The sequence below is a fragment of the Kitasatospora sp. NPDC058063 genome, from assembly GCF_042885395.1.
Lineage (GTDB): Bacteria > Actinomycetota > Actinomycetes > Streptomycetales > Streptomycetaceae > Kitasatospora > Kitasatospora lactacystinica.
The window spans coordinates 46,916-73,360 of the sequence record NZ_JBHVSD010000007.1; the positions used below are offsets into that span (position 1 = coordinate 46,916).

At 74.1% G+C, this 26,445-nt stretch carries 28 protein-coding genes; 12 read left to right on the forward strand and 16 right to left on the reverse strand.

Features of this window, described 5'->3' with window-relative positions; genetic code table 11:
* Positions 1 to 242 precede the first annotated feature (242 nt).
* Positions 243 to 1,319 (reverse strand): hypothetical protein, encoded by a 1,077-nt coding sequence (locus ACFVUY_RS13795; protein WP_387729801.1) that lies wholly within the window; start codon positions 1,317 to 1,319, stop codon positions 243 to 245.
* Positions 1,320 to 1,506: 187 nt separating this feature from the next.
* On the opposite strand from ACFVUY_RS13795, the gene dapE reads away from it, so the two are divergent.
* Entirely contained in the window at positions 1,507 to 2,583 is a 1,077-nt protein-coding gene (dapE, locus tag ACFVUY_RS13800) for a succinyl-diaminopimelate desuccinylase (protein WP_387729804.1), read from the forward strand.
* Positions 2,584 to 2,694: 111 nt separating this feature from the next.
* Positions 2,695 to 3,504 (forward strand): TIGR00730 family Rossman fold protein, encoded by an 810-nt coding sequence (locus tag ACFVUY_RS13805; RefSeq protein ID WP_359903553.1) that lies wholly within the window; start codon positions 2,695 to 2,697, stop codon positions 3,502 to 3,504.
* A 57-nt stretch (positions 3,505 to 3,561) separates the two neighbouring features.
* On the opposite strand, the gene folP is transcribed toward ACFVUY_RS13805, so the two are convergent.
* Positions 3,562 to 4,374, reverse strand: a complete 813-nt coding sequence (gene folP / locus ACFVUY_RS13810; RefSeq protein ID WP_387694253.1) for a dihydropteroate synthase — start codon at positions 4,372 to 4,374, stop codon at positions 3,562 to 3,564.
* A 181-nt stretch (positions 4,375 to 4,555) separates the two neighbouring features.
* Here folP and ACFVUY_RS13815 point away from each other — a divergent pair, with 181 nt between their 5' ends.
* Together ACFVUY_RS13815 and ACFVUY_RS13820 are read left to right on the forward strand one after the other, a co-directional pair.
* Positions 4,556 to 4,996 carry a DivIVA domain-containing protein gene (locus ACFVUY_RS13815; RefSeq protein WP_387729807.1) on the forward strand — a complete coding sequence of 147 codons (441 nt, stop codon included), beginning with the start codon at positions 4,556 to 4,558 and terminating at the stop codon, positions 4,994 to 4,996.
* A 10-nt stretch (positions 4,997 to 5,006) separates the two neighbouring features.
* A complete protein-coding gene (locus ACFVUY_RS13820) occupies positions 5,007 to 5,600 on the forward strand; it encodes a DNA-3-methyladenine glycosylase I (protein WP_359903548.1) in 594 nt (197 codons plus the stop codon).
* Positions 5,601 to 5,639: 39 nt separating this feature from the next.
* Here the strand turns inward: ACFVUY_RS13820 and ACFVUY_RS13825 are convergent, their stop codons facing one another.
* On the reverse strand, positions 5,640 to 6,440 hold the full coding sequence (locus ACFVUY_RS13825) for an enoyl-CoA hydratase-related protein (RefSeq protein WP_359903545.1): 801 nt from the start codon (positions 6,438 to 6,440) through the stop codon (positions 5,640 to 5,642).
* A 297-nt stretch (positions 6,441 to 6,737) separates the two neighbouring features.
* Between ACFVUY_RS13825 and ACFVUY_RS13830 the strand changes: the two genes are divergently transcribed.
* Complete coding sequence (locus ACFVUY_RS13830) at positions 6,738 to 6,905, forward strand: DUF3117 domain-containing protein (protein ID WP_014137929.1); 168 nt, start codon at positions 6,738 to 6,740, stop codon at positions 6,903 to 6,905.
* A 133-nt stretch (positions 6,906 to 7,038) separates the two neighbouring features.
* Here ACFVUY_RS13830 and ACFVUY_RS13835 read toward each other — a convergent pair whose 3' ends face one another.
* Positions 7,039 to 7,701 (reverse strand): class I SAM-dependent methyltransferase, encoded by a 663-nt coding sequence (locus ACFVUY_RS13835; protein WP_359903646.1) that lies wholly within the window; start codon positions 7,699 to 7,701, stop codon positions 7,039 to 7,041.
* Between the two features lie 258 nt (positions 7,702 to 7,959).
* Here ACFVUY_RS13835 and sigE point away from each other — a divergent pair, with 258 nt between their 5' ends.
* The 4 genes from sigE to ACFVUY_RS13855 all read left to right on the forward strand — a co-directional run bounded on the left by sigE (position 7,960) and on the right by ACFVUY_RS13855 (position 11,194).
* Positions 7,960 to 8,691 (forward strand): RNA polymerase sigma factor SigE, encoded by a 732-nt coding sequence (gene sigE, locus ACFVUY_RS13840; protein ID WP_387730063.1) that lies wholly within the window; start codon positions 7,960 to 7,962, stop codon positions 8,689 to 8,691.
* A gap of 122 nt (positions 8,692 to 8,813) precedes the next feature.
* Positions 8,814 to 9,698 (forward strand): zf-HC2 domain-containing protein, encoded by an 885-nt coding sequence (locus ACFVUY_RS13845; protein ID WP_387729809.1) that lies wholly within the window; start codon positions 8,814 to 8,816, stop codon positions 9,696 to 9,698.
* Positions 9,699 to 9,846: 148 nt separating this feature from the next.
* Positions 9,847 to 10,281 carry a sec-independent translocase gene (locus tag ACFVUY_RS13850; protein ID WP_387694900.1) on the forward strand — a complete coding sequence of 145 codons (435 nt, stop codon included), beginning with the start codon at positions 9,847 to 9,849 and terminating at the stop codon, positions 10,279 to 10,281.
* A 244-nt stretch (positions 10,282 to 10,525) separates the two neighbouring features.
* The gene (locus ACFVUY_RS13855) at positions 10,526 to 11,194 is read left to right on the forward strand and encodes a hypothetical protein (RefSeq protein ID WP_387694901.1); all 669 of its coding nucleotides are present in this window, start codon (positions 10,526 to 10,528) and stop codon (positions 11,192 to 11,194) included.
* A 72-nt stretch (positions 11,195 to 11,266) separates the two neighbouring features.
* Here ACFVUY_RS13855 and ACFVUY_RS13860 read toward each other — a convergent pair whose 3' ends face one another.
* The 4 genes from ACFVUY_RS13860 to ACFVUY_RS13875 all read right to left on the reverse strand — a co-directional run bounded on the left by ACFVUY_RS13860 (position 11,267) and on the right by ACFVUY_RS13875 (position 15,086).
* The gene (locus ACFVUY_RS13860) at positions 11,267 to 12,427 is read right to left on the reverse strand and encodes an Mrp/NBP35 family ATP-binding protein (protein ID WP_387694902.1); all 1,161 of its coding nucleotides are present in this window, start codon (positions 12,425 to 12,427) and stop codon (positions 11,267 to 11,269) included.
* Positions 12,428 to 12,483: 56 nt separating this feature from the next.
* A complete protein-coding gene (locus ACFVUY_RS13865; protein ID WP_387694950.1) occupies positions 12,484 to 13,032 on the reverse strand; it encodes a DUF1003 domain-containing protein in 549 nt (182 codons plus the stop codon).
* 76 nt (positions 13,033 to 13,108) lie between these two features.
* Positions 13,109 to 14,407 (reverse strand): magnesium transporter MgtE N-terminal domain-containing protein, encoded by a 1,299-nt coding sequence (locus ACFVUY_RS13870; protein WP_359903533.1) that lies wholly within the window; start codon positions 14,405 to 14,407, stop codon positions 13,109 to 13,111.
* A gap of 139 nt (positions 14,408 to 14,546) precedes the next feature.
* Positions 14,547 to 15,086 carry a hypothetical protein gene (locus tag ACFVUY_RS13875; protein ID WP_387729812.1) on the reverse strand — a complete coding sequence of 180 codons (540 nt, stop codon included), beginning with the start codon at positions 15,084 to 15,086 and terminating at the stop codon, positions 14,547 to 14,549.
* Positions 15,087 to 15,231: 145 nt separating this feature from the next.
* Here ACFVUY_RS13875 and ACFVUY_RS13880 point away from each other — a divergent pair, with 145 nt between their 5' ends.
* Positions 15,232 to 16,203, forward strand: a complete 972-nt coding sequence (locus ACFVUY_RS13880; protein WP_387729815.1) for a DMT family transporter — start codon at positions 15,232 to 15,234, stop codon at positions 16,201 to 16,203.
* 27 nt (positions 16,204 to 16,230) lie between these two features.
* Here the strand turns inward: ACFVUY_RS13880 and corA are convergent, their stop codons facing one another.
* Positions 16,231 to 17,352 (reverse strand): magnesium/cobalt transporter CorA, encoded by a 1,122-nt coding sequence (corA, locus tag ACFVUY_RS13885; protein WP_387694907.1) that lies wholly within the window; start codon positions 17,350 to 17,352, stop codon positions 16,231 to 16,233.
* Between the two features lie 453 nt (positions 17,353 to 17,805).
* On the opposite strand from corA, the gene ACFVUY_RS13890 reads away from it, so the two are divergent.
* Positions 17,806 to 18,447, forward strand: a complete 642-nt coding sequence (locus tag ACFVUY_RS13890) for a suppressor of fused domain protein (RefSeq protein ID WP_387694908.1) — start codon at positions 17,806 to 17,808, stop codon at positions 18,445 to 18,447.
* Positions 18,448 to 18,549: 102 nt separating this feature from the next.
* Here the strand turns inward: ACFVUY_RS13890 and ACFVUY_RS13895 are convergent, their stop codons facing one another.
* The 5 genes from ACFVUY_RS13895 to ACFVUY_RS13915 all read right to left on the reverse strand — a co-directional run bounded on the left by ACFVUY_RS13895 (position 18,550) and on the right by ACFVUY_RS13915 (position 24,226).
* Positions 18,550 to 19,410 carry a PHP domain-containing protein gene (locus tag ACFVUY_RS13895; protein WP_387729817.1) on the reverse strand — a complete coding sequence of 287 codons (861 nt, stop codon included), beginning with the start codon at positions 19,408 to 19,410 and terminating at the stop codon, positions 18,550 to 18,552.
* Positions 19,411 to 19,459: 49 nt separating this feature from the next.
* Positions 19,460 to 20,098, reverse strand: a complete 639-nt coding sequence (locus ACFVUY_RS13900) for a DUF6758 family protein (RefSeq protein WP_387694910.1) — start codon at positions 20,096 to 20,098, stop codon at positions 19,460 to 19,462.
* A gap of 308 nt (positions 20,099 to 20,406) precedes the next feature.
* Positions 20,407 to 20,565, reverse strand: coding sequence for a hypothetical protein (locus tag ACFVUY_RS13905; protein WP_359903649.1), 159 nt, complete (start codon positions 20,563 to 20,565; stop codon positions 20,407 to 20,409).
* Between the two features lie 409 nt (positions 20,566 to 20,974).
* Positions 20,975 to 21,850, reverse strand: a complete 876-nt coding sequence (locus tag ACFVUY_RS13910) for an alpha/beta fold hydrolase (protein ID WP_387694911.1) — start codon at positions 21,848 to 21,850, stop codon at positions 20,975 to 20,977.
* A gap of 201 nt (positions 21,851 to 22,051) precedes the next feature.
* Positions 22,052 to 24,226 carry a DEAD/DEAH box helicase gene (locus ACFVUY_RS13915; RefSeq protein ID WP_387729820.1) on the reverse strand — a complete coding sequence of 725 codons (2,175 nt, stop codon included), beginning with the start codon at positions 24,224 to 24,226 and terminating at the stop codon, positions 22,052 to 22,054.
* 689 nt (positions 24,227 to 24,915) lie between these two features.
* On the opposite strand from ACFVUY_RS13915, the gene ACFVUY_RS13920 reads away from it, so the two are divergent.
* Complete coding sequence (locus ACFVUY_RS13920) at positions 24,916 to 25,644, forward strand: ferritin-like fold-containing protein (RefSeq protein WP_049660234.1); 729 nt, start codon at positions 24,916 to 24,918, stop codon at positions 25,642 to 25,644.
* A 6-nt stretch (positions 25,645 to 25,650) separates the two neighbouring features.
* Here ACFVUY_RS13920 and ACFVUY_RS13925 read toward each other — a convergent pair whose 3' ends face one another.
* Positions 25,651 to 25,977 carry a hypothetical protein gene (locus ACFVUY_RS13925; protein ID WP_387729822.1) on the reverse strand — a complete coding sequence of 109 codons (327 nt, stop codon included), beginning with the start codon at positions 25,975 to 25,977 and terminating at the stop codon, positions 25,651 to 25,653.
* 136 nt (positions 25,978 to 26,113) lie between these two features.
* On the reverse strand, positions 26,114 to 26,341 hold the full coding sequence (locus tag ACFVUY_RS13930; RefSeq protein WP_359903510.1) for a DUF3107 domain-containing protein: 228 nt from the start codon (positions 26,339 to 26,341) through the stop codon (positions 26,114 to 26,116).
* Between the last annotated feature and the right edge of the window lie 104 nt (positions 26,342 to 26,445).

Genomic DNA, 26,445 nt, shown 5'->3' on the forward strand with positions numbered 1-26,445 from the left:
GGCGGACGACGTTGTTACCGCTTGAGAAGCCAGAAGGTTTCGGCCCGTGCAAGGAAGCTTCCTGGCCGATCATCGGATCGTACGACCGTGACAGGGGTGCCCGCCGGGCCCGGTCGGACGTCGCCGAACCGGGCCCGGCCAAGGGCAGTGACGGTTCTCCATCCCGGTTCGCCGGAACGGGGGGTCGGTCCACCGGGGTTGACCGGAATCACCCGACCGGCGGCAACCCGAACATCAGTGCGTCAGCCCTTGTCGGCCGGGGCCAGAGTGACCTGGACGAGCTTGGTCGAGGTGCCCGAGGTCTGGCTCTGCCAGCCGTCCTCGGACTTGGACTTGCGCCAGATCTTCCCGTCGTAGGCGACCGTCGCGATGCCCAGCTGCTGGGCCTGGGCGACCGCCCAGTGGGCGACCTCCCAGCCGCTCGCCCGCTCGGCGACCACCCCGCCGTCCGCCCCCGCGTCCGAGGAGGAGGTCAGCGCGGCGGTGGCCGGGTCCGGGGTCAGCGAGACGGCGTTCTCGGCGCCCTTGATGGTCGAGGTGTAGCCGGTCGCCGGCGTCACCGTGCGGCCGAACTCCCGGCGCACCCGGTCGGACAGCACCTGGGCCCGGTCCGGCGCCGCGACCGGGGTCGCGGTGGCGCCCGGGGTCGCGCCCGGGGAGGGGGAGGCGGACGCGGAGTCCTCCGGGTCCGGCTTGGCGTAGTCGTGCACCACGCAGGAGAACGAGGCGGGCTCCCGGCCGGCCAGCGCCGAGGTGAGCAGGGTCGCCTTGGTCTCGTGCTTGGCGTAGGCCTGCGGGTAGCCGCTCTTCTGCACCGTCTGCGCGGCGTCGGTCAGCGGCATCCGGGTGTAGCCGGGGACCTTGACCAGGCCGTCCAGGAACTTGTTGGTCGCGTACACCGGGTCCGAGATCTGCGCCGGGGTGCCCCAGCCCATCGACGGCCGCTGCTGGAAGAGGCCGATCGAGTCCCGGTCGCCGCCCGCCAGGTTGCGCAGCTTGGACTCCTGCATGGCCGTCGCCAGCGAGATCGTGGTGGCCCGGTCCGGCAGCCCGCGCGAGCGCGCCACCGCGGCGATCGTCGCGGCGTTGGCGGCCTGCGGCAGCTCCAGCGTGCCGTTGCCCGCCGCGGTCTTCACCGTGCACTCCTCGGACGCGCCCGGCTTGAAGCCGAACCACCAGATCCCGACCACGGCCAGACCGGCGACCAGGGCCAGGCCGAGCAGCCCGACGATCACCATCAGCAGGGCGCGCAGCGGCCCGCGGCGGCGAGTGGGCTCCTCTTCGTCGCCCAGCTCCTCGCTGCTCCTTCTCCTGGCCACCGTCGCCCCTCTCGCGCCTGCTCCTTGATCCGACACCGTACCCACTCGGACGGATGTGCGGCGCCTCCCGGTTGCCCTTGCCCGCCCACTCGCCGTCCGGGCACCGGCGCCGGGGGCGGCGGGGGCCCGTCCGTGTCACCGGGCGGCCGCACCGGCCCGCACCGGGCCGCGGACTAGGCTGGCGCCCATGAGCAGCCCGAACCCGACGCCCCTGGACCTCACTCTCGACGGCGGCGCGCTGACCGCCCGCCTCGTCGACTTCCCCTCGGTGAGCGGCGACGAGCAGGCGCTCGCCGACGCCGTGGAGGCCGCGCTGCGCGGCTACCCGCACCTCACCGTGGACCGCCACGGCAACAACGTGGTCGCCCGGACGAACCTGGGCCGGGCCGAGCGCGTCGTCCTGGCCGGCCACCTGGATACCGTGCCGATCGCCGACAACCTCCCCTCGTACGTCGAGGGCGACCTGCTCTACGGCTGCGGCACCTCGGACATGAAGTCCGGCGTGGCCGTCCAGCTGCGCCTGGCCGCCACGCTCGCCGAGCCCAACCGCGACCTCACCTTCGTCTTCTACGACTGCGAGGAGGTGGAGGCCCACCGCAACGGCCTGGGCCACCTCGCCAAGGACCACCCGCAGTGGCTGGCGGGCGACTTCGCGGTGCTGATGGAGCCCAGCGGCGGCATGGTCGAGGGCGGCTGCCAGGGCACCCTGCGGGCGCAGGTGCGGCTCACCGGCGTGCGCGCCCACGCGGCCCGCAGCTGGCTCGGCGACAACGCCATCCACCACGCCGCCGAGGTGCTCACCCGGCTCGCGGACTACCGGCCGCGCCGGGTGGAGATCGACGGCCTGGAGTACCGCGAGGGCCTGAACGCGGTGCGGATCGACGGCGGCGTGGCCGGCAACGTGATCCCGGACGAGTGCGTCGTCACGGTCAACTTCCGCTACGCGCCGGACCGCAGTGAGGCCGACGCGGAGAAGCACGTGCGCGAGGTCTTCGACGGCTTCGAGCTCACCGTCACCGACTTCGCCGCGGGCGCCCTGCCCAGACTCGCCCAGCCGGCCGCCCAGGCCTTCCTGGCGGCCACCGGCGGCCAGGCCCGGGCCAAGTTCGGCTGGACCGACGTCGCCCGCTTCAGCGCGCTCGGCGTCCCGGCCGTCAACTACGGCCCCGGGGACCCGAACCTGGCGCACAAGCGCGAGGAGCACTGCTCGCTGAGCGCCATCGCCGAGGTCGAGGAGCGGCTGCGCGCCTGGCTGACCAGCTGAGCCGCGCGCGGCTCAGCTCGTACGATCAGCGGCCGAACGCCACCTTCCGGTTGCTCAACCGACCTTCCCCCGTTGCCTGAAAACGGGGGAAGATCGGCGTAGGGTTTCGTCATGACAGGCACAGGAGACGAGAAGCACTACGGTCACGGTCCCGAGCAGGTCGGGGTGCCGCGGAAGAAGAAGGCCTGGCCCGAGAAGCAGAAGGGCCCGGTGCTGGTGCGCCGGGACCAGGTCGGCACGAGCACCACGGACCAGCGCCTGCTGGACACCACCGGCCCCACCGACTGGCTGCACACCGACCCGTGGCGGGTCCTGCGGATCACCTCCGAGTTCGTCGAGGGCTTCGGCGCCCTCGCCGAACTCCCGCCCGCGATCAGCGTCTTCGGCTCCGCCCGGACCCCGGTCGACTCGCCCGAGTACCAGGCGGGCGTGGAGATCGGCCGGGCCCTCGTCGAGGCCGGCTACGCGGTGATCACCGGTGGCGGCCCGGGCGCGATGGAGGCCGCCAACCGGGGCGCCTCCGAGGCCGGCGGCCTCAGCGTCGGGCTCGGCATCGAGCTGCCCTTCGAGCAGGGCCTCAACGAGTTCGTCGACCTCGGTCTGAACTTCCGCTACTTCTTCGTCCGCAAGACGATGTTCGTGAAGTACGCCCAGGGCTTCGTGGTCCTGCCCGGCGGCCTCGGCACGCTGGACGAGCTGTTCGAGGCGCTCACCCTGGTGCAGACGAAGAAGGTCACCCGCTTCCCGGTGATCCTCTACGGCAGCGCCTACTGGGGCGGCCTCTACGAGTGGCTGAAGAACACCCTGGTCGCGCAGGGCAAGGCGGCCCCGCACGACCTGGAGCTGTTCCACATCACCGACGAGATCGACGAGGTCATGAAGATCCTCGCCGACGCCCGCCGGCCCGCCGGCGAGATCTAGCCCCGCCGCCCGGCCCCGTCGGCCGGACCAGCGGGCAGGCCCCGGCCCGGCCGGGGTCTAGGCCAGCCCCCGGCGGGCGACCGCCGGGGCGCGGGTGCCCCGGATCGAGGCGACCATGTCCAGCACCTGGCGGGTCTCCGCGACCTGGTGCACCCGGTAGATCCGTGCGCCCAGCCAGGCCGAGACCGCGGTGGTGGCCAGGGTGCCGAGCAGCCGCTCGTTCACCGGCTTGTCCAGGGTCTCGCCGACGAAGTCCTTGTTGGAGAGCGAGACCAGCACCGGGAAGCCGGTCGCGGTCATTTCCGGCAGCCGCCGGGTGGCCTCCAGCGAGTGCCGGGTGTTCTTGCCGAAGTCGTGCCCCGGGTCGATGACCACCGCGTCCCGCCGCACGCCGAGCTCCACCGCGCGCTCGGCCAGTCCCACGGTCACCCGCAGGATGTCCGCCATCACGTCCTCGTACCCGACCCGGTGCGGCCGGGTGCGGGGTTCGGCGCCGCCGGCGTGGGTGCAGACCAGCCCGGCGTCGTACCGTGCGGCCACCTCGGCGAGCTTCGGGTCCACCCCGCCCCAGGCGTCGTTCAGCAGGTCCGCGCCCACCTCGCAGACCGCCTCGCCGACCTCGTGCCGCCAGGTGTCCACGCTGATGACCGCCTCGGGGTGGCGCTTGCGCAGCTCGGCCACGAAGGGCACGGTGCGCCGCAGCTCCTCCTCGACCGTGACCTCGTCGCCCGGCCCGGCCTTCACCCCGCCGATGTCCAGGATCGCCGCGCCCTCGGCCATCGCCCGGTCCGCGGCGGCGAAGGCGGCCTGGTCGGCGAAGGTCGCGCCCTTGTCGAAGAACGAGTCCGGCGTCCGGTTGACGATCGCCATGATCACCAGCTCGTCGTCACCGAATTCCCGCGGTCCCAGGCGCAGTGCCACCGATGTCTCCTCCACAGCTCCTGCGGGTGCGATGATGGCCCCCGGCCTCACTAAGGGACCATGCTGTCATGATCAGTGTGGTTACCTGCCACCACATAGCGGACCGGCCGGGAGTTCGGGAGGACAGCTCGTGTTCTGGGTGATCGTGGTCGCCATGGCCGTGGTGGTCGGTGGTGCCGCCCTGGTGGCGCTGGGTGGGGGCGGGTCGATGCCGGAGGCGGTACCGGACCGCATCTCCGCGCGACTGCCGCAGGACCGCCCGCTGGGCAAGGCGGACGTGGACGAGCTGCGCCTGCCGATGGCGCTGCGCGGCTACCGGATGGACGAGGTGGACGACGTCCTGGACCGCCTCGGCGCCGAACTCGCCTACCGCGACGCGCGGATCGCCGAGCTGGAGGCCGCCGCCCATCTGCGCGGCGCGGTCGAGGCGACCACCGCCCCCGACCCGGCGGCCGAGCCGCTGCCCGGCCTGGAGGAGTTCGCCCAGGTGGTCGAGCCGGTCGTGGTGCTCGCCAAGCAGCCGGCCGGGGAGCAAGCCCCCGAGGACGCGAAGCCGGGGGCCGACAAGTGAACGGGTGCGCATGAGTGGTGAGGTCGAGGGCGCGGTGCTCGGTGCGGACGGGCTGCGCCGCTGCGCCTGGGGCGATTCCACCGACGACTACCGGGTCTACCACGACACCGAGTGGGGCCGCCCGGTGCACGGCGACGACGCGCTGTTCGAGCGGGTCTGCCTGGAGGCCTTCCAGTCCGGCCTGTCCTGGCTGACCATCCTGCGCCGCCGCGAGGGCTTCCGGGCCGCGTTTGCGGGCTTCGAGATCGCCGAGGTCGCCGAGTTCGGCGAGGCGGACAAGGAGCGCCTGCTCGCCGACGCCGGCATCATCCGCAACCGGGCCAAGATCGAGGCGGCGATCGCCAACGCGCGGGTCGCCCGCGATCTGGAGGGCGGCCTGGACGCGCTGATCTGGCGGTTCGCCGCCGAGCCGGACCGGCCGGCCCCCCGCACGCTGAGCGAGGTGCCGGCCGTCACGCCGGAGTCGACGGCGCTGGCGAAGGCGCTGAAGAAGGAGGGCTTCCGCTTCGTCGGCCCGACCACCGCCTACGCCCTGATGCAGGCCTGCGGGCTGGTCGACGACCACCTGGCGGACTGCCACGTCCGCACCGGCGCCAAGGGCTGACCAGCCGGCGCGGGGCCCGGTGGTCGGCCCCCGCGCGCCTCAGCGGCCCAGGTACTTCGGCTTCTCCTTGGCGATGAAGGCGCGCACCGCGATCCGGTGGTCCTCGCTCTCGCCCGCCAGGGTCTGCAACTCGTCCTCCTTGTCGAGGAGTTCGTCCAGCGAGTGGGAGGCGCCGTACGCCAGCGACTCCTTGATGGCGCCGTAGGCGACGGTCGGGCCCTCGGCCAGCTCGCGGGCGAAGGCCCGGGCGGTGGCGGCGAGTTCCTCGGCCGGCACCACCTTGGTGGCCAGGCCCAGCTCCATCGCCTCGGCGGCCTTGACCGTCCGGGGGAGCATCAGCAGCTCGGTGGCCCTGGCGTGCCCGACCAGCCGGGGCAGCGTCCAGGAGGCGCCCGAGTCGGCGGTCAGCCCGATCCCGGCGAAGGCGGTGTTGAAGCCGGCCCGGTCGGACAGGAAGCGGAAGTCGCAGGCGAAGGCGAGCGAGGCGCCGGCTCCGGCCGCCACCCCGCCGACCGCGGCGACGGTCGGCTTGCGCATTCCGGCCAGCGCCCGCACCAGCGGGTTGTAGTGCTCGGCGACGGTGCGCAGCGCGCCCTCGCCGGTCTCCTCGGCCCGCTTCAGCAGGGTCAGGTGCTCGTTCAGGTCCTGGCCGACGCAGAAGGCCCGCTCGCCCGCCCCGGTCAGCAGGACGGCCCGCACCGCCGGGTCCGCGGCCGCGGCGGTCACGGCGTCGCGCAGCGCGATCTTGGTGGCGACGTCGAGCGCGTTCATCGCCTCCGGGCGGTTGATGGTGAGGACGGCCAGGCCGCCGTCCAGCTCGTACAGCACGGAATCGGACATGGGTGAGGGCTCCCGGGGTCGTGGCGGTGTCGGTCGTGTGTGTCAGGATGCCGGAGCACACGGGGGCCTGGGGAGTGTGAGGTATCGCACCTTCCGGTGCTGTCCGTGCCGCCGCCACGCCGGGGCTTATGACGCGGTTTGCGGCGGTTGGGGGCGGTCCGGCCGTGGTTGCACCGAGAGTGATGTTGGTCATCAGCCCGTGGCATGCGGGATAATGGCTTCCGATCAATGCGTTCGATACCGGCGGTGGACGGACTGCCGGTGCGTAGCTGAGCGGTTGCAGGAAGGGGAACGAGCATGGCGGCCATGAAGCCGCGGACGGGTGACGGCCCGCTCGAAGTCACCAAAGAGGGGCGGGGCATCATCATGCGCGTTCCGCTCGAAGGCGGCGGACGCCTTGTGGTGGAGCTCACGCCTGACGAGGCCGACGCCCTCGGCGAGGCCCTGAAGAAGGCCTGCGGCTGACCGCAGCAGGTGCTCGCCATCTCCTGGAGATGTGCTGCCGGGCCCGGGTACGACGTCATGTCGGCCCGGGTCCGCACGTTTTCCGGGCCCGGTCCCCGCGGGGCGCCGGGCTCGGCGCTCGATGGCGCCGGGCTCAGCGCTTGATGGCGCAGAGCAGCCCGTCCGACACCGGCAGCAGTGCCGGCAGCAGGGCCTCGCTCTCCCGCACGTCCCGGACCAGGTCCCGGACGGCGCCGGTCTGCGGGTCCTGGAGCTCCGGTTCGGCCAGCCTGCCCTCCTGGAAGACCCCCTCGAAGCAGACCATCCCGCCCGGCCGCAGCAGCCGCAGCGCCTCCAGCAGGTACTCGCAGGACTCGACCGGGTCGCCGTCGCAGAACACCAGGTCGTACTGGCCGTCGGCGAGCCGGGGCAGCACCTCCAGGGCCCGGCCCGGTATGAACCGGGAGCGGTTGGCCGCGAACCCGGCCGCCTGGTACGCCTCGCGCGCCAGCTGCTGGCGCACCGGTTCGGAGTCCACCGTGGTGAGCACGCCGTCCGGCCGCATCCCGCGCAGCAGGTAGACCCCTGATACCCCGGTGCCGGTGCCGATCTCGGCGACCGCCTTGGCGTCCAGCGCGGCGGCCAGCAGCCGCAGGCACGCCCCGCCGCTCGGCCCGATCGCCTTTATCCCGGTCCGCGCGGACTGGGCCCGGGCGTAGGTCAGCACCGCGTCCTCGCTCACGAAGGTGTCGGCGAGGGCCGCACGTGCGGGCCCGAATTCGCTGATGGCTGCCTCTTTCGGAGCGCCGGGCGGCAGCCCGGTGCCGAGGGATGTCGATATTTCCTGGCACAGATTACTGGCCGACCGGGAACCGCGTACGGCGGCGGGCCGTTGTCAGGACGGACCGGGTGCGGAAGGCCTCCCGGGCACTTTTATCCGGGCTTGACGGGTGAGGTGGATATGGTGGTGGCCCTGCTGGGCAGAAGAGCCGACCGAGGAGGTGTGGCCGAGGGCGACGTCCCTGTGCGGCGGCACTCCCGCGGCACCGCGTCGGCCCGTACGCCGAAGCCCGTGATGAACCAGCCTGCGCACTCCGACCTGGACCAGCCCGCGGCCGCCACGCCGACCGCCGGTGCCACCGAGGCCCCCGCTCTCGCGACCTTCACCGAAGGTCCCGACGCGCAGACCTGGACTCCGCCCACCTGGGAGGAGATCGTCGAGGCGCACAGCGCCCGCGTCTACCGGCTCGCCTACCGTCTGACGGGCAACCAGCACGACGCCGAGGACCTCACCCAGGAGGTCTTCGTCCGGGTATTCCGTTCGCTGTCGACCTACACCCCCGGCACGTTCGAGGGCTGGCTGCACCGGATCACCACCAACCTCTTCCTGGACATGGTCCGCCGCCGCCAGCGCATCCGCTTCGACGCGCTCGGCGAGGACGCGGCGGAGCGGCTCCCCTCCCGCGAGCCCAGCCCGGCCCAGCACTTCAGCGACACCCACTTCGACGCCGACGTCCAGCAGGCGCTGGACACCCTCGCGCCGGAGTTCCGGGCCGCCGTGGTGCTCTGCGACATCGAGGGCCTGTCCTACGAGGAGATCGCCGCCACGCTGGGCGTCAAGCTCGGCACCGTCCGCAGCCGCATCCACCGCGGCCGCTCGCACCTGCGCGCCGCGCTCAAGCACCGCGCCCCCGGCTCGGCCCCCGGCCGTGAGCGCCGCGGCGGCTCGGAGGAGCCGGTGCCGGTCGGCGTCGGCGTGGTCGAGGCCGCGGTCGCGCCCGGTGGGCGCGGACGGAGGCGATCGTGAGCGGAACCAGCCGGTCCGGTTCGGATCGTTCGGATGCGTCCGACCGGTCCCTGACCCGACGGGGCTGGGCCCTGCCGGGGCGTCGCGGAGGCGACGAACCCGGTGAGCCCGTGCTGCCCGCGGTGGCACTGCCCGCGGACACGGCGCTGCACGCGCTTCCCGTCCGCCCCACCGCGCCCGCCGCCGAGGAGCACCACCTGGGCGAGCGCCTCTCCGCCTTCCTGGACGGCGAACTCGGCCACGACTCGCGCGACCGCGTCCAGGCCCACCTGGCGACCTGTCCCCAGTGCCTCGCCGAGGCCGACGAGGGCCGCGCCGTCAAGCACATGCTGACCCGCACCGGCACCCCCGGCCCGTCCTCCGCGCTGATGGCCCGCCTGATGGCCGTCGGCAGCCTCCCCGAGGACGCCCCGGCGGACCGCGGCGGGCCGGCCGGGCGCGGCCGCCGCGATGACGACGACGACCTGCCCGGTGGCGGGGTCGCGGCCACCGGCACGCTCGGCGGCAGCCGGCTCGACGGCGGCTCCTTCGGCCGCGGTGCCGGGGCCTCCTTCGGCGCGGGCGCGCTCGGCGCCGACGCCCCGCTGCCCGGGGTGGACCCGCGTGCCTTCGGGCGCGGCGCGGTGCTGGGGCCGCTCATGGGCCGGCGCACGGCCCGTCCCGAGCCCACCGCCGCCCCGGCCCGTCCGCAGCCCTCCGCGGCCGTCGTGCGCCCTCCCGCGCGCGGACGCCGCCTGGTGTTCGCGGCCGCGGGCGCCTTCTCCGTCGCCGCGGTGACGCTCGGCGGCGTCGGCGGGCTCAGCACCCAGGGCGAGGAGCGCCACGGCACCACCGTCAGCCCGCCCGGTGCCGGCACCGGCCGGGGCGGCGGACTCGTCCCGATGAACGCGCAGGTCCCGGTGGACTTCCCGGGCCGCCCGGTCGCCGCGACCCGCGAGGCGACCCCGCCGGGCTACCCGGAGCGCTACCCCGGGGGGCCCGCCGCACTGCGCCAGCAGACTCGCTAGAGCGGCCCTCGACGGACACCGGTGCTCCGGTCCGGACGGCCTCGGCCACCGGCAGGTCTTTACCACGGCTTCATCCCAGCGTGGACCAGGGACTCGCCGGTGGCCATTACCCTGTAGGAACCGTCGTCCGACGAGCTAGGGAGCAAAGGTGTTCAGCGACGTGGGTGGGCTGGAGCTCCTGACGCTTGTCGTGATGGCGATCATCATCTTCGGCCCGGACAAACTGCCGAAGTTGATCCAGGACACGATGGGCTTCATCCGGAAGATCCGTTCCTTCGCCGACAACGCGAAGGAGGACATCCGCAGCGAGCTGGGCCCCGACTTCCAGGACTTCGAGTTCGAGGACCTGAACCCCAAGACCTTCGTCCGCAAGCAGCTCATGGGCGGCCAGGAGGACCCGCTGGGCCTCAAGGAGATGAAGGACTCGCTGGACATCCGCTCGGTCCTGGACGACAAGCCCGCGGCGCCGGTCAACGGCCGCAGCGGCAGCGTCAGCTTCGAGAAGTCCGCGCCGGCCGCCGCCTCCACCGGCGCCCCGCTGGCGCCCGGCGAGCGCCCCCCGTTCGACCCCGACGCCACCTGATCACGCCGCGTACGCCGGTCGATCCGCACCGCGTACGGCGCGTCCGGCTCCGCGCCACCGCCCCGCCCGGCCACCGGCTGAGCGGGGCGGTGGCGTGTGCGCCGCTATTGTGCTGATTGTTCCCGCTGAGCCGTCCGTCACAACGCGCCCCGTCGCGTACCAGGAACGGCCCCGGGGAGCGCCGCGGTGCGCCACCATGGGAGCGCGCCACGGCAGGCAAACGTGTGTTTGAGGAGGCCCGGGGATGGACGCGACGAGTCAGGCGGGAGGGGCGACGGTCACGGCCGGCGGCCCGGTGGTCGGCGGACAGGCCGGCCCGGTGGACCCGCTGGTGCCCTACCTGTCCGCAGACTTCCCCTGGTACGGGCTCGACGAGGGCTGGACCGGCCGTCGCTTCCTGGTGCAGGCCGGCGCCGGCCCCCGCACCGCGGGCAGTGTCGACTACGGCTCGCTCGGCCACGGCGAGGAGCCGGCCCAGCGGTACGAGCCGCGCGACGTGCGGAAGTTCGCCGTCGTGGTCACGGTGGCCCGCCGGGACAGCCGCCGCAGTGCCGACAACACCGGCACCCTGGAAGCGACCTCAGCGTCCTCCGCGGCCTGGCTGGCCGGCTCCGGCCTGCTCGCCGGGACCTGGCCCGGGCAGCTGGACCGGGCGCTGCGCCAGGACTGGCTGGACCAGCAGAGCAGCCTCGCCTGGGACCTCGCCGACGACCTGGCGGGCCCCGGCTGGTCCACCCTCAGCCTGCCCGTCAACGGGCTGCCGCAGCCCTTCCGCTACCGCGAGTCCGAGTACGGCTGGGTGCTGGCCGGCGAGGCCCCCGGCGTCCTGCTCGGCGCCTACGGCCGCGGCGTCAGCGCCTACGGCATCGGCTTCGCCACCGTTGCGGAGCTGGCCGCCTACACCCGGCCGTAGCGCCCCGGGGCGCGCGACGGTACGACGGAGGGCCGGGTGGTCCGGCCACCCGGCCCTCTGTCGGTCACGGTCTCAGAACTTGTTCCTGGGCGTCAGGCCCAGCGACATGCCGGACAGCCCGCGCTGGCGGCCGCCGAGCTTGCCGGCCACGGCGCGCAGGGCGGCGCCGGCCGGGGAGTCGGGCGCGGCGAGCACGACCGGGCGGCCGTCGTCGCCGCCCTCGCGCAGCCGCACGTCGATCGGGATCGAGCCGAGCACCGGGACGGTCGCGCCGACGGTGCGGGTGAGCGCGTCCGCGACGGTCTGGCCGCCGCCGGTCCCGAAGACGTCGATCATCTCGTCGCAGTGCGGGCACGGCATGCCGGACATGTTCTCGATCACGCCGACGATCTTCTGGTGGGTCTGCACCGCGATGGTGCCGGCCCGCTCGGCCACCTCGGCGGCGGCCATCTGCGGGGTGGTGACGATCAGGATCTCCGCGTTGGGGACCAGCTGGGCCACCGAGATCGCGATGTCGCCGGTGCCGGGCGGCAGGTCCAGCAGCAGCACGTCCAGGTCGCCCCAGTACACGTCGGCGAGGAACTGCTGGAGCGCGCGGTGCAGCATCGGGCCGCGCCAGACCACCGGGGCGTTGCCCGGGGTGAACATGCCGATCGAGATGACCTTCACGCCGTTCGCCTGCGGCGGCATGATCATGTCCTGGACCTGGGTCGGCCGGCCCTCGACGCCCAGCATGCGCGGCACGCTGTGGCCGTAGATGTCGGCGTCCACCACGGCGACCTTCAGACCGTCGGCGGCCATCGCGGCCGCCAGGTTGACGGTCACCGAGGACTTGCCGACGCCGCCCTTGCCGGAGGCGACGGCGTAGACCCTGGTCAGCGTGCCCGGCTTGGCGAACGGGATCTCCCGCTCGGGGGCGCCGCCGCGCAGCAGCTGGGACAGCTCCTTGCGCTGCTCGTCGCTCATCACGTCGAGCTCGACCTCGACGCCGGTCACGCCGGGGACCTTCCCGACCGCCTCGCGCACCCGGGTGACGATGGTGTCGCGCATCGGGCAGCCGGAGACCGTCAGGTAGACCGCGACGCGCACCGCGCCGCCCTCGGCGATCCCGACCGATTTCACCATGCCGATCTCGGTGATCGGGCGGTTGATCTCCGGGTCGTTGACGGTCGCCAGCGCCTGGCGTACGGACTCCTCCGTGACGCCGGCCGCGACCTCTGTCTCGTTGGCCATGCCTTGATGGTACGGCGCCGACGGATTCCCTTGACTCGCCGGTAGCGTGCCGAGGGTCACAGGGCGTCGGAGGACTCCCGGCGCTCGTCGATCTCCTTGAGCAGGGACTGGAGTTCGGACCGGATGAAGTCCCGGGTGGCCACCTCGCCGAGCCCGTGCCGCAGGGCCGCGACCTCGCGGGTCAGGTACTCGGTGTCGGCGATGTTGCGGTCGCTGCGGGCCCGGTCCTGCTCCATGTTGACCCGGTCCCGGTTGTCCTGGCGGTTCTGCGCCAGCAGGATCAGCGGGGCCGCGTACGAGGCCTGCAGGGACAGCGCCAGGGTCAGGAAGATGAACGGGTACTCGTCGAAGCGCACGTTCGCCGGCAGCAGGGTGTTCCACGCTATCCAGACGACGACCACCACCGTCATCCAGACGATGAACCGACCGGTGCCGAGGAAGCGGGCGATCCGCTCGGACAGGACGCCGAAGGCCTCCGGGTCGTAGGAGGGCAGCGAGAGCAGGCCGGGCCGCGCGGTGCGGGGCTGGTCGAGCCGGGTGCGGCCGGTGCCGGTGATCGGCGCGGTGTCCGAGCGCCGGTCCCGGCCGCCCTCGCGGGTGCGCAGCTCGCGCAGCTGACGCAGCTGGCGCAGTTCTCCCTGGAGGCGTCGGCGCGCGGAGTCGTCCGGCCGTCCGCTGCGGTCACCGTCCACCGGTCACCCCTTCGCTCTCGTCGTCGCGGTCCTCGTCGTGGGCGTGCAGCGCGGCGTCGCGCCAGTCGTCCGGCAGCAGGTGGTCCAGCACGTCGTCGACGGTCACCGCGCCGAGCAGGTGGTCCGCGTCGTCCACGACCGGTGCGGCGACCAGGTTGTAGGTCGCCAGGTAGCTGGTGATCAGCGACAGCGGGGTGTCCGGCGGCAGCGGGTCCAGGTCGTCGTCCACCAGCGAGCCGACCAGGACGTACGGGGGTTCGCGCAGCAGCCGCTGGAAGTGCACGGTGCCCAGGTAGCGGCCGGTCGGGGTCTCGTTCGGCGGGCGGCAGACGAAGACCTGCGCGGCCAGCGCGGGCTTGTGGTCGCTGACCCGGACCCGGGCCAGCGCCTCGGCGACCGTCGCGTCCGGCTCCAGCACGACCGGCTCGGTGGTCATCAGACCGCCGGCGGTGTCCTCCTCGTAGGTCAGCAGGCGGCGCACCGGCGCGGCCTCGTCCGGCTCCATCAGCTGGAGCAGCCGCTCGGCCTCGTCGCCGGGCAGCTCGGAGAGCAGGTCGGCGGCGTCGTCCGGGTCCATCGCCTCCAGGACGTCGGCGGCGCGTTCCTCCTGGAGCTTGCCGATGATTTCGACCTGGTCGTCCTCGGGCAGCTCCTCCAGGACGTCGGCCAGCCGCTCGTCGTCGAGGGCGGCGGCGACCTCGGCCCGGCGCTTGGCGGACAGGTGGTGCAGCACGCTGGCGAGGTCGGCGGGGCGCAGCTGCTCGAAGGTGGCGAGCAGGTTGGCCGCGCCCTGGTCCTGTTCGGTCAGCGAGAAGCCGGTGACGTCCTGCCAGTCCAGAGTGAGCCGTTCGCCCTTGCCCTTGCGCAGCCGGCCGGCCCGGCCGAGCTGGACGAAGACCTTGCTGATCTCCCACTCGCGCAGCCGGCTCTGCACCATGCCGACGTCCAGCACGGTGACCTGCTCACCGGTCTTGGACCAGGTGACGGTGCGGTCCAGCAGTTCGGCGAGCACCAGGGTCTCGGACGGGCGCTGCTCGAAGCGGCGCATGTTGATCACACCGGTGGTGAGCACCTGGCCGGACTCCAGGCTGGTCACCCGGGTCATCGGCAGGAAGATCCGGCGCCGGCCGACCACCTCGACCACCAGGCCGAGCACGCGCGGGGGGCGGCCGCCGAGCCGCAGCGACACGACCACGTCCCGGACCCGCCCGACCTGGTCGCCGTTCGGGTCGAAGACCGCGATGGCGGACAGATGGGAGATGAAGACCCGGGTGCCTGGCCCTGCCATGGACTCCCTCGACTCGCTCGACGCCGTACCGGATGCGCCGGGGGCGCGTCCGCGGCCAAGGCTACCCGCGTGTCCCGGGCCCGGCCGGGAGGCACGGTAGCCGTTGGACGAGTCCCGGGCTCAAAGGTTTAGGGGGGCTTTAACGGCGCTTGAACAGCAGCTTGGGCAGGCCGGCCGGGATCGGGCGGCGGGTGGTGGCCGGGGTGGGCAGCGGCTGCGCGGCGTGCGAGCCGTCCGGCATCGCCCCGGGGTGCTCGGTGAGCGGGCCGGTCGGCTCCAGCCGCAGCACCCGGCACTCGCGGGCCCAGCGGGCGGTGATGGCGTCGGTGTCGGGCGCGTTCAGCCGCTTGCCCTTGAGCTCCTCGACGGCGCCCAGCCAGGCCTCGCTGTCCGGGGCCGGTTCGACCACCCGGGCGGTCCAGCCGGTCAGCCGGCCGCCCTTGTCCTTGCTGCGGACGGTGACCACGGCCCCGGCGCCGGGCTCCAGGCCGTGCAGCGGCTGCTCGCCGCCCCCGCCGACCACCACGACGGCGCCGTCGTGCCAGGCGTGCCACAGCGGCCGGGCGTGCTCCTGCCCGTCCGCGCGCACCCAGAGCAGGCCGGACTTCTTCGCGGCCTCCTCCAGCAGGGCCCGGTCGAGGAAGTCGTCGGCGGTCGCGGCGGCGGGCGTACGGTCCATGGCGGACAGCGTACGGCCACCGGGGGCCCTCCGGCGGAGCGGTCCGGAGCCGGTCGGACGTCTCAGCCTCCGGGCGACAGTTCCATTGCGCCGCCACGGGCCTTACCGTATGACCGCCCCACCCCCGCGACCAGCAAGGAGCGCCGTGTCCGCCGCCCGGCCCGCGACCGCCCCCTCCGCCGCCCCGACCGCCTCCGCGACCGCCTCCGCGACCGCCCCCGCGACCGCGACTGCCGGCCCGGGGCCGGCGCACCCGCTCCCCACCCTCGACCTGCTGCTGCTCGCGGTCTCGATCGGCGGCATCTCGCTGTCCGGTCCGCTGATCAGCGCCACCGCCGCGCCCGCGCTGGCGATCGCCCTCTGGCGCAATGTCATGTCGGTCGGCGTCCTCGGCCCGTACGCGCTGCTGCGCCACCGCGCCGAACTGCGCGGGATCGGCCGGCGGGCACTGCTGCTCGCGGTGGCCGCGGGAGTGCTGCTCGGCGTGCACTTCGCGCTCTGGATGCCCAGCCTGCGGATGACCTCGGTGGCCTCGGCCACCGCCCTGGTCACCACCACCCCGCTGTGGACCATCCTGCTGATGCGGCTGATGGGCGTCCGGGCGCCGCGAGCGGTCTGGACCGGCACGATCGTCGCCTTCGCCGGCGTGCTGGTGCTGACCGGCGTGGACCTCTCGCTCTCCCCGCGCGCGCTGCTCGGCGACGCCCTCGCGCTCGGCGCGGGCCTGGCCGCGGCCGGGTACATGCTGCTGGGTGCCGAGGTCCGCAGGACCGTCAGCACCACTGCCTACACCCTGGTCTGCTACGCCACCACGGCGGCCGTGCTGCTGGGGATCTGCCTGGTGGCCGGCACGCCGCTGGCCGGATGGCCGGCCGGGGTGTGGTGGCAGATCGTGCTGCTGATGGTCGCCGCCCAGCTGCTCGGCCACTCGCTGAGCAACCGCGTGGTGCGCAACCTCGGGCCGTCGATCACTTCCACCGCGATCCTGCTGGAGACCCCGGGCGCGGCGCTGATCGCCGCCCTCTGGCTGGGCCAGTGGCCCCCGGCGGCCGCCTACCCGGCGGTGGTGCTGATCCTGCTCGGCCTGGTCCTGGTCGCCCGCGGTGGGCGGCGCTGACCGTCGGACCGGAGCCGGCCGCGGCGGTCAGAGCCAGCCGTTGCGGCGGAAGCCCCGGTACATCCCGACGCAGATCAGTGCGATCGCGCCGAGCACCATCGGGTAGCCGTACTCGTGGTGCAGCTCGGGCATGTAATCGAAGTTCATGCCGTACACGCCGGTGATCATGGTGGGCACCGCGAAGATCGCCGCCCAGGCGGTGATCTTGCGCATGTCCTCGTTCTGCGCCACCGAGACCTGCGCCAGGTTCGCCTGCAGCAGCGAGTTCAGCAGCTCGTCGAAGCCGTGCACCTGCTCGGCGACCCGGGCCAGGTGGTCGGCGACGTCCCGGAAGTACTTCTGGATGTCCGGGTCGACCAGCCGCTGGAGCGGCTCGGACAGCTGCTGCATCGGGCGCAGCAGCGGCACCACGGCACGCTTGAACTCCAGTACCTCGCGCTTGAGTTGGTAGACCCGGCCGACATCGGCGCTGCGCCCGCCCTTGGCCGAGAAGACGCCGTACTCGATCTCGTCCACGTCGTTCTGGAGCCGCTCGGCGACCAGCAGGTAGTTGTCCACCACGTGGTCGGCGATCGCGTGCAGCACCGCCGCCGGGCCCTTGGAGAGCAGCCCGCTCTCGTCCGCGTCGGCCTCCAGCCGGTGGCGCAGCTCCTGCAGCGAGCCGTGGCCGCCGTGCCGGACGGTGATGACGAAGTCCCGGCCGGCGAAGACCATCAGCTCGCCGGTCTCCACCACCTCGCTGGTGGGCGTGAGCTGGTCGTGCTCCACGTAGCGGATGGTCTTGAAGACGGCGAACAGCACGCTGTCGTAGCGCTCGACCTTGGGGCGCTGGTGCGCGTGCACCGCGTCCTCGACCGCGAGCGGGTGCAGGCCGAAGCGCTGGGCGATCCCCTCGAACTCGGCCTCGGTCGGCTCGTGCAGCCCGATCCAGCTGAACGAGCCCTCGCCCTCGGGGAGTTGGTGGGCGGCCTTGACCCGGTGGGCGGCCTCGCGGGGGCTGCACGTCTCGCCCCTGCGCTTGCCGTGCTGGTAGACCGCGCAGTCCACGACCGCCGAACCGGCGTCCTCGGGCAGGACGTCGTAGACGCCGGACACACCGCGGCGGCGGTTGGTGCGGACGGCGGCGCGCAGGCTGTTGATCATCGACATGGCAGGCTCCCAGAGGCAGGAACCGTCGCGCGGCGGCGCGGAAGGAAAAACGTTCGGCCGCGGTACGACGGCGGAGAACACCGGTGGAACGGGGGATGAAAGTGCTCTCCCGGCCGGTCCGTCCGCCGTGGGGCCTGCGCCCGGGGCTACCGCGGCTGATTCAGCCGGTTGGGCCTGCGGGGCGCGGGGTACGGGGGAGTCGGGGCCGGGTAGAGCTGCCGGTACTGCATGGTCGGCCGGTATCCACCGCAACCACCTCCTTCGCGCCGCCGCCCCGGGACGAAACGATCCCGGTGGCCAGTCGCTCACCCTAACATCTGACCGGGCGTCGAAGCCGTGGGGTTTCCCGGAGGTTTCCGAAGGCTTTACGGGATCCTTGTGCGGCCCCGCCGCGAGCGTCCGCGCACCCGCCCGCACGCTGCCCGCGAACCCCCGGGGGTTACGCTCACCGGCATGGCGCACGACTTCCCGCTCTTCGGCGACCCCCACGGCGGCACCTCCCCGGAGCTCTCCCGGGAGGCGGTGCTGGCCGCCGTCGAGGCCCGGCTGATCTCCACCTTCGGCGAGCCGGGCGGCCGCGCCGCGGTCACCTTCCTCGGTGCCGACCGGATCGAGGTGCTGCGCTTCGGCCCGGACACCGAGGACCTCGTGCGGTACGCCACGCTCGGCATGTCCGCCGCGCCGATGGCCGACCCGACCGCGCCGGTCGCCGACCAGGTGCGCGGCCCGCGCGCCGAACTGGTGCTGACCGTCCGGGGCGGGCGCGACAGCGTGCTGCGCACCCTGGCCACCTTCGCCGCCACCCCGCAGGTCGAGGGCCTGGTGGTGGCCCCGGGCGGCTCGCTGGACCTCGGCTCCCCGCTCTGGGACGGCGCGCCCTTCACCTCGGTGCTCGCGGCCGAACCGGGCGGCCTGGTCGAGGACCTGGAGCTGGCCGATCCGGCCGATCCGGTCCGCTTCCTGCCGCTGCTGCCGATGACGCCCAACGAGGCGGGCTGGAAGCGGGTGCACGGCGCGGCCGCGCTGCAGGAGCGCTGGCTCGACCAGGGCGCCGACCTGCGCGACCCGAACCGCCGCGGCGTCCGGCTGGACTGACCGCCGCGCGATCGGACGGGGTGCGGCGGCGTCGGACCCCGGGGCAAGGGGTCACGGGTCCCCTGCCCCAGCGTCCGTCCCCGTGCCCGCCGCCGCGTCCGCTCAGCGCTCGATCGGCTCGGCGCCGGTGGCCTGCGCCAGCAGTGCCCCGTACACCTCGGGGTCGGTGGTGTGTTCGCCGAGCCGGACGGTCTTGCGGGTGCCGTGGTAGTCGCTGGAGCCGGTGACCAGCAGGCCGAGCTCGCCGGCCAGGCCGCGCAGCCGGACCCTGGTGTCCTCGTCGTGGTCGGTGTGGTCGACCTCCAGCCCGGCCAGCCCGGCCGCCGCGAGGTCGGCGATCACCTGGTCGGAGACCGTCCGGCCGCGCTTGACCGCGCCCGGGTGGGCGAACACCGGCACCCCGCCGGCCGCCCGGACCAGCCGGACCGCCGCGACCGGGTCGGTCTCGTGCTTGCGCACGTCCGCCCGCCCGCCGTTGGCCAGCCAGTCGGCGGTGAAGGCGTCCGAGACGGTGGCCACCACGCCCGCCTCGACCAGCGCGCTGGCGATGTGCGGCCGTCCGACCGAGCCGGCCCCGGCGATCCGCCGCACCTGCTCCCAGCTGATGTCCGCGCCGAGCTCCCGGCAGCGCTCCACGATCGCCCGACCGCGCCGGAACCGGTCGGTGCGCACCAGGTCCCGCTCGCGCGCGAACTCCGGCTCCGCGGGGTCGAACAGGTACGCCAGCAGGTGCATGCTGATGCCGTCCACGGCACAGGACAGCTCGGCGCCCGGGACGACGGTCAGCCGGCTGCCCGCGGGCAGCGCGCGCACCGCCCCGGCGGCCTCAGCGTGGCCGGCCACGGTGTCGTGGTCGGTCAGCGCCACCACGTCGAGGTCCGCGGCGACGGCCGCGGCGACCAGCTCGGCCGGGCTGTCGGTGCCGTCGGAGGCGTTGCTGTGGGCGTGCAGGTCGATGCGCACGGGTCGGGCTCCTGGGGGCTCGTGGGTGCCGCCCAGGATAGGCCAGCGGTCAGCCGAGCAGCCGGGGGGAGAGCGCCCCGCAGGGCAGCAGGTCCAGTTCGGCGCCCGCCTCGCGCAGGTCGGTCAGCACCAGCTCGTCGTACATCACCAGCGCGGACTGCTCGGGCCAGGCGACCGCCCAGATCCAGAGTCCGCGGGCCTCGCCGGCGAACACCGCGCGGTCGGCCGGGGCGTCCGGGACGTGGAACATCGGCGTGGGCCGTCCGGCGGCCATCAGCTTGGCGTCGGCGGGCTTGTAGAGGCCGACGGAGTCGCCCGGGTCCGGTCCGGGCAGGCCCGCGTAGCGGGCACCGAGGCCGACGCCCAGCTCCTCGGCGATCAGCACCAGCTCGCCGAAGCCGCCGAGCGGGGCCGGTCCGGAGCAGGCGACGGCGGTGGCCCGGGCTCCCGAAACGTCGTCACCGACGTGGGCGATGCCGGTGTAGAGCCAGCCGACCGGGAGCGGCCAGGGCAGCCAGACCGGGACCTGGGAGCGGGCGACGGCGACGCCGAGGGCCTCCACACTCGGGGGCAGCACGGGCTGCATCGGGTGCACGGCTCCGTGCCGGTCGCACTGCCAGGTGTCTGAGAACAGACCGGGGGCGCGGACCCGACCGGCGCACCTCGGGCAGCTTGGCTCGCCCCTCATAGCCGTCAACGCTCCTCCCTCCGGACCGCCGCGTCAAGGACGATCACCCGTACGGAGGGCTCGGCGGCACCTGTCGGTGGCGGACGCCCGGACCGGCACCGGGTGGGTGCGGCGCGGGCGGTTCCCGTTGGGGGATGTCCCGTCCCGGGCGGCGGCAAACGTTCCGGCTCCGAACCCCGAACGCACTGACGCCCCGTCATCGGCGAATGCGGTGACGGGGCGTCAGTCGGGTATCGGAACGTCCGGATCGGATGCTCCCGGGTCGTCGGCGGCGGGTGTGGGCTCCGGGTCGGAGGCGCCGCGACGGGTCAGACGGTCGGGCACGGGCGGATGAGCAGGCGCTCGCCGGTGCGGGCGGCGGCGTCGACGACCTCTCGCACGGTGGCGGCGTCGGCGATCAGGCGGTCGGCGGCGGAGCCGTTGGTGTCGTCGAGCCGGACGATCTCGAAGCGCATGGTCTTCGTCATGGGCGTCTCCTTTCCTGACCCCGCGGGGCGGGGCGGTCGCGGCTGAGTCGGTATCAGCCCTTTCGGGGTCCTGCGGATCCGGCGGTGAGACCGGACCGGGCGGGTCGTAGTCGCGGGTGCGGCGGTCTGCTGCGGCAAGGGCCCCCCTTGCTTGCCTGGTACGTCCAGTGCCTCGTGAACCACGGTGACGTGGCGGTGCTACCGGGCCGTTGCCCGTCCGTAAAGTCCAGGTTTCGGGAGATTGGCGCCGAGCGGAGGCCGGCGATGATTCCCGGACAGAATCAAAGATTACCGTAACTAACGAATTTTGTCCTGTGTTGAAGCCGGTCGAAGTTGCAGAAGTGGTACAGACCACTTTCGGTGAACCGGGGGAACCGGACCGGTCCGGCGGGCGTCGGCGCCGGCCGCGTCAGCCCCAGAAAGCGGCCAGCGCCTCGGCCGTGGCGGCCGGCCGCTCGGCGTTGGGGGAGTGCCCGGCGTCCGCGACCACCACCCGGCGGGCACCCAGCCGCTCGGCCATCGCGGTCTGCTCCGGGACCGGCCAGGCGTAGTCCCGCACGCCCGACAGCACCAGCAGCGGCAGCCCGGCGGTGGCGGCGGCCAGCTCCGCCACCCGGTCCGGCGCGGCCACCAGATGGCCGCCGGTGACGGACAGCGCCCGCGGCACGTTGGCCAGCCAGCGCCGGTGCAGGAACTCCGCGACGGCCGGCTCCAGACTCGGCCGGGGCTGCCCGCTCTCCGCCTCCAACTGCCGCATGACCTGCCAGATCTGCTCCAGGTCCATGCCCTGCAGGGCGTCCAGCAGCAGCTCGGTGCGGGCCGCCTCGGCCGGGTCGATCGCGCCCGGGCCGGTGGACACCAGGGTCAGCGACCGCCAGGGCAGCGGGCCCTCGGCGGCCGCGGCGAGCACCGCCTCGCGCACCACCTGGCCGCCGAAGGAGTGCCCCAGCAGGTGCAAGGGGGTGCCGTCGGCGGTCAGCGCCCCGGTCAGCGCCCGTACGTCCGCGCCGAGCGCCCCGACGCCGTACGCCGCCGGGTCGTCCGGGCCGCCGGTCTCGTACTGCCCGCGCTGGTCCACGGCCGTCACCCGGTACCCGGCCGCCGCCAGCGGTTCCAGCAGCGCGATGAAGTCCTCCTTGCTGCCGGTGAACCCCGGCACCAGCAGTGCCGAACCGCGCACCGGCCCGGCCGGCTCCGCCCGCAGCGCCGCGAACTCCCCGCGCCCGGTCACCACCCGCTCGGCCCGCGCACACCGAGGCAGCGTCAGAAACGGCGGCGTGCTCATGGGCTGTTCTCCCTGCTGTCCTGCCGGCGACCCGCCGGTCCGCCGGGGACTCCCCGGCGCCCCGAGCCTAGGGCGTGTCCGAGGCGGAGGCGGGTCGGGCCCCGGGAGCGATCGGCGGGACGGGACCGCGGCGTGGAACGCCCGAGGGGGCGGGCCCGGCCGGGTGGCCTGGCCCGCCCCCTCGGGGGGAGACACGGGGTGTCAGCTCTCCGGGGTGGCCTCCACCGGCGCGGCGACCTTGCGGGCGCGGGTGCGCTTGCGCGGCGCCGGGACCTCGGAGGCGGTCTCGGCGGCCTCGGCGGCCGGGGCCTCCGGGGCGGTCTCGGCGACGGCCTTCGGCTTGCGGGCCCGGGTGGCCTTCTTGGCCGGGGCCGGGGCCTCGGTGGCGTCGGCCGCGGCGGCCGGAGCCGTCTCGGCGGTCTCCGCCTTCGGCTTGCGGGCCCGGGTCGCCTTCTTCGCCGGAGCGGGGGCCTCGACGACCGCGGCGGCCTCGGCCACGACGGCCTCGGCGGCCGGAGCCGTCTCGGTGGTCTCCGCCTTCGGCTTGCGGGTCCGGGTGCGGGTGGCCTTCTTCGCCGGGGCCGGGGCCTCGGTGACCGCCTCGGCGGCGGCCTCGACGACCGCGGCGGCCTCGGCCACGACGGCCTCGGCGGCCGGAGCCGTCTCGGTGGTCTCCGCCTTCGGCTTGCGGGTCCGGGTACGGGTGGCCTTCTTCGCCGGGGCCGGGGCCTCGGTGACCGCCTCGGCGGCGGCCTCGACGACCGCGGCAGCCTCGACGACCGCGGCGGCCTCGGCCACGACGGCCTCGGCGACCGGGGTCGACTCGACCGCCACCGCGGCCTCGGCCGAGGCGGCACTGCCGCGCGAGCGGCGGCGGCGACGGCGCGGAGCGGCCTCGCCCTCGGCGCTCTCGACGGCCGGGGCTGCCACGGCGGCACCGGTCACGACGGCAGCGGCCTCGCCCTCGGCGCCGACCGCCGAGCCCCGGCGGGTGCGGCGGCGCTCGCGGGTGCGGCGCGGCTGCTGCTCCTCGGTCTCGGCCGTGGCGGTGCCGGCGCCCGGACGGCCGGAGCCGCCCTGGCCGCCGCGTCCACCACGGTCACCGCGCTCACTGCGCTCACTGCGCTCACCGCGGTCATTGCGCTCGCCGCGACCGCCGCGGCCCGAGCGGGCGCCGCGTCCACCGGTCTCGCCGAGGTCCTCGACCTCCTCCGCGTTGAGCCCGGCGCGGGTCCGCTCCGAGCGCGGCAGGACGCCCTTGGTGCCCGGCGCGATCTTCAGCAGCTCGTACAGGTGCGCGGAGGTGGAGTAGGTCTCCTCCGGGTCGTTGAACGGCAGGTCCAGCGCCTTGTTGATCAGCTGCCAGCGCGGGATGTCGTCCCAGTCGACCAGGGTGACGGCGGTGCCGGAGGCGCCGGCCCGGCCGGTGCGGCCGATCCGGTGCAGGTAGGTCTTCTCGTCCTCGGTGCACTGGTAGTTGATGACGTGGGTGACGCCCTCGACGTCGATGCCGCGGGCCGCGACGTCGGTGCAGACCAGCACGTCGACCTTGCCGTTGCGGAAGGCCCGCAGGGCCTGCTCGCGGGCGCCCTGGCCGAGGTCGCCGTGGACCGCGCCGGCCGCGAAGCCGCGCTGGGTCAGCTGGTCGGAGACGTCGGCGGCGGTGCGCTTGGTGCGGCAGAAGATCATCGCCAGCCCGCGGCCGTCGGCCTGCAGGATGCGCGAGACCATCTCGACCTTGTCCAGCGAGTGCGCACGGAAGATGTGCTGCTCGATGTTGGCGACGGTCGCACCGGTGTCGTCCGGGGCGGCGGCCCGGATGTGGGTCGGCTGGCTCATGTACCGGCGGGCGAGGTTGATGACCTGGCCCGGCATGGTGGCCGAGAACAGCAGGGTCTGCCGCTTGGCCGGCAGCATGGTGATGATCTTCTCGACGTCCGGCAGGAAGCCGAGGTCGAGCATCTCGTCGGCCTCGTCCAGGACCAGCGCGCGGACCTTGGACAGGTTGAGCTTCTTCTGCCCGGCCAGGTCCAGCAGGCGGCCCGGGGTGCCGACCACGATGTCGACGCCCTTGGTGAGCGCCTCCACCTGCGGCTCGTACGCCCGGCCGCCGTAGACGGCGAGGACGCGCACGTTGCGCACCTTGCCGGCGGTCTGCAGGTCGTTGGTGACCTGGGTGCACAGCTCGCGGGTCGGGACGACGATCAGCGCCTGCGGGAAGTCGGAGAGCTGGTCCTCGGTGGCCCGGCCGGCGTCCACGTCGGCGCGCACGATGGCCCGCTCGATCAGCGGGAGGCCGAAGCCGAGGGTCTTGCCGGTGCCGGTCTTGGCCTGGCCGATGACGTCGTGGCCGGTCAGCGCGACCGGCAGGGTCATCTCCTGGATGGGGAAGGGGTGGACGATGCCGACGGACTCGAGCGCCTCGGCGGTCTCCGGGAGGATCCCCAGGTCCCGGAAGGTCGTCTTGATGGGTTCAGCGGTGGTGGACAGGGTGCTGCCTCTTCCGTTTTCGAAGGGGCCGAGAGCGAGCGGCGGGCGGGCAGCCGCGCGGCTGCCTACGGGCCTGGGCGGCCCTGATACAGCTGCGCGGACGCACAACCGCGCCGGTCCCTGCGGCCGGCCGGTGCGCGCTGCCCTGGTGCGGGGCGCGTCGCCGGCGGCGTCGGGGAGGATTCCCGTGAGGGACCTGCGCGGGACCTCCGCCTCGGGGCGTGGTCTCGGCGGCCCTCGCTCGGCCACTGATGCGGTGCCAAGGCTTGAAGTCCAAGCCATGGTCGGAGCCGATCGGCTCTCCGACCGGGCATCCGCGTACGTGAGTACCCGTGCCTCCGGTGCGGACACGTCCGGCTGGACGGTGCCACTACGGAGGGTTCGCGCGGGGTACCGAGACGGCGGTGACACCATGCGAACACGACGGGCTCCGTACCACCATACAGTCAGGCGACGACTCGAACACGTGACGCGTCTGACATTGCCCCCGGCAACTGCCACCGGAGCGGCCCCTCCGGCCGGTCACTGGGCGTGCCCGGGCACAGGGCGGCGGGGCGGGACTAAAGTTGCGGGTCATGGAGACCCATGGTGAGACGCAGGACGCGGCGGCCGGCTCGATCGGGGACTGGGCCGCGTGCTCGGCCGACCCCGGCTACCGGGCGGCGGTGCTGGACCTGCTCGGCGCGCTCGCGTACGGCGAGCTCAGCGCCTTCGAGCGGCTCGCCGAGGACGCCAAGCTGGCGCCCGACCTCGCCGACAAGGCGGCGCTCGCCCGGATGGCCTCCGCCGAGTTCCAGCACTACCAGCGGCTGCACGACCGGCTCGCCGAGGTCGGCGCCGACCCGCAGGAAGCGATGCGGCCCTTCGTCGAGCCGCTGGAGCTGTTCCACCGGATGACGGCGCCCTCGGACTGGCTGGAGGGCCTGGTCAAGGCCTACGTCGGCGACGCCATCGCGACCGACTTCTACCGCGAGGTGGCCGTCCGGCTGGACGACGACACCCGTGACCTGGTGCTGAGCGTGATGTCCGACACCGGCCACGCCCAGTTCGCCGTGGACAAGGTCCGCCAGGCCATCGAGGCCGACCCGCGGGCCGGCGGCCGGCTCGCCCTGTGGGGCCGGCGGCTGATGGGCGAGGCGCTCAGCCAGGCCCAGCGGGTCGTCGCCGAGCGCGACGCGCTGTCCAACCTGCTGGTCGGCGGCGTGCAGGTGCAGGGCTTCGACCTGGTCGAGGTCGGCAAGATGTTCAACCGGATCACCGAGGCGCACACCAAGCGGATGGCCGCCCTCGGCCTGGCGTCCTAGGAGTCCTCACGCCGCCCGGTGCCGCCGCGACGCGCGGTGGGCGCCGGGCCGGTGCGGGTGGTGCCGGTGCGCCGGGGTGCGCCCGGCGGCGAGGTCCGGCCGGGCCAGCAGCGAGGTGAGCACGCCCGCGGCCACCGCCGCGGCCGCGACGGACACCGCGGGCTGGCGCCCGTCCACGCCGAAGTGCGCGACCACCCCGCCGACCAGCGCCGCCGCCAGCGCGGTGCCCAGTGTCAGGGCCCGGGCGGCGCGGAAGTACGCGGGCAGGGCCAGCAGGGCGGCGCCGCCCGTGACCAGGCCGACGAGGGCGAAGGCGATCGACTCGACCAGCAAGGCTGCCTCCCGGGGGAACGGGCGTGCGGCACCGGCGCCGCACCCTCGCCGTACCCCGCCCCACCCGGTCGTACACGCGACGGTGCCCCGCTCCCTCGCGGGAACGGGGCACCGGACGATCCTGTGCGGCGACGCCTCAGGCGGTGCCGAAGCCGACCTTGCGGGAGGCCGACTCGCCGATCTCCACGTACGCCAGGCGCTCGGCCGGGACGATGATGCGACGGCCGTGCTCGTCGGACAGCGCGAAGATCTTCTCCGAGCCCTCCAGCGCCTTCGCGACCGCGCTCTGGACCTCATCGGCAGTCTGCGAGCTCTCGATCACGATCTCGCGAGGCGCGTTCTGCACGCCGATCTTGACCTCCACGGCTTCCGTCCCTCCGGGTTGCAGCCTCCACGCACGGACACCGGACCGCCTGGGACAAGCGTTCGCGGCGACCGTGCCGTACGGCTTCACCATAGAGCACCGGA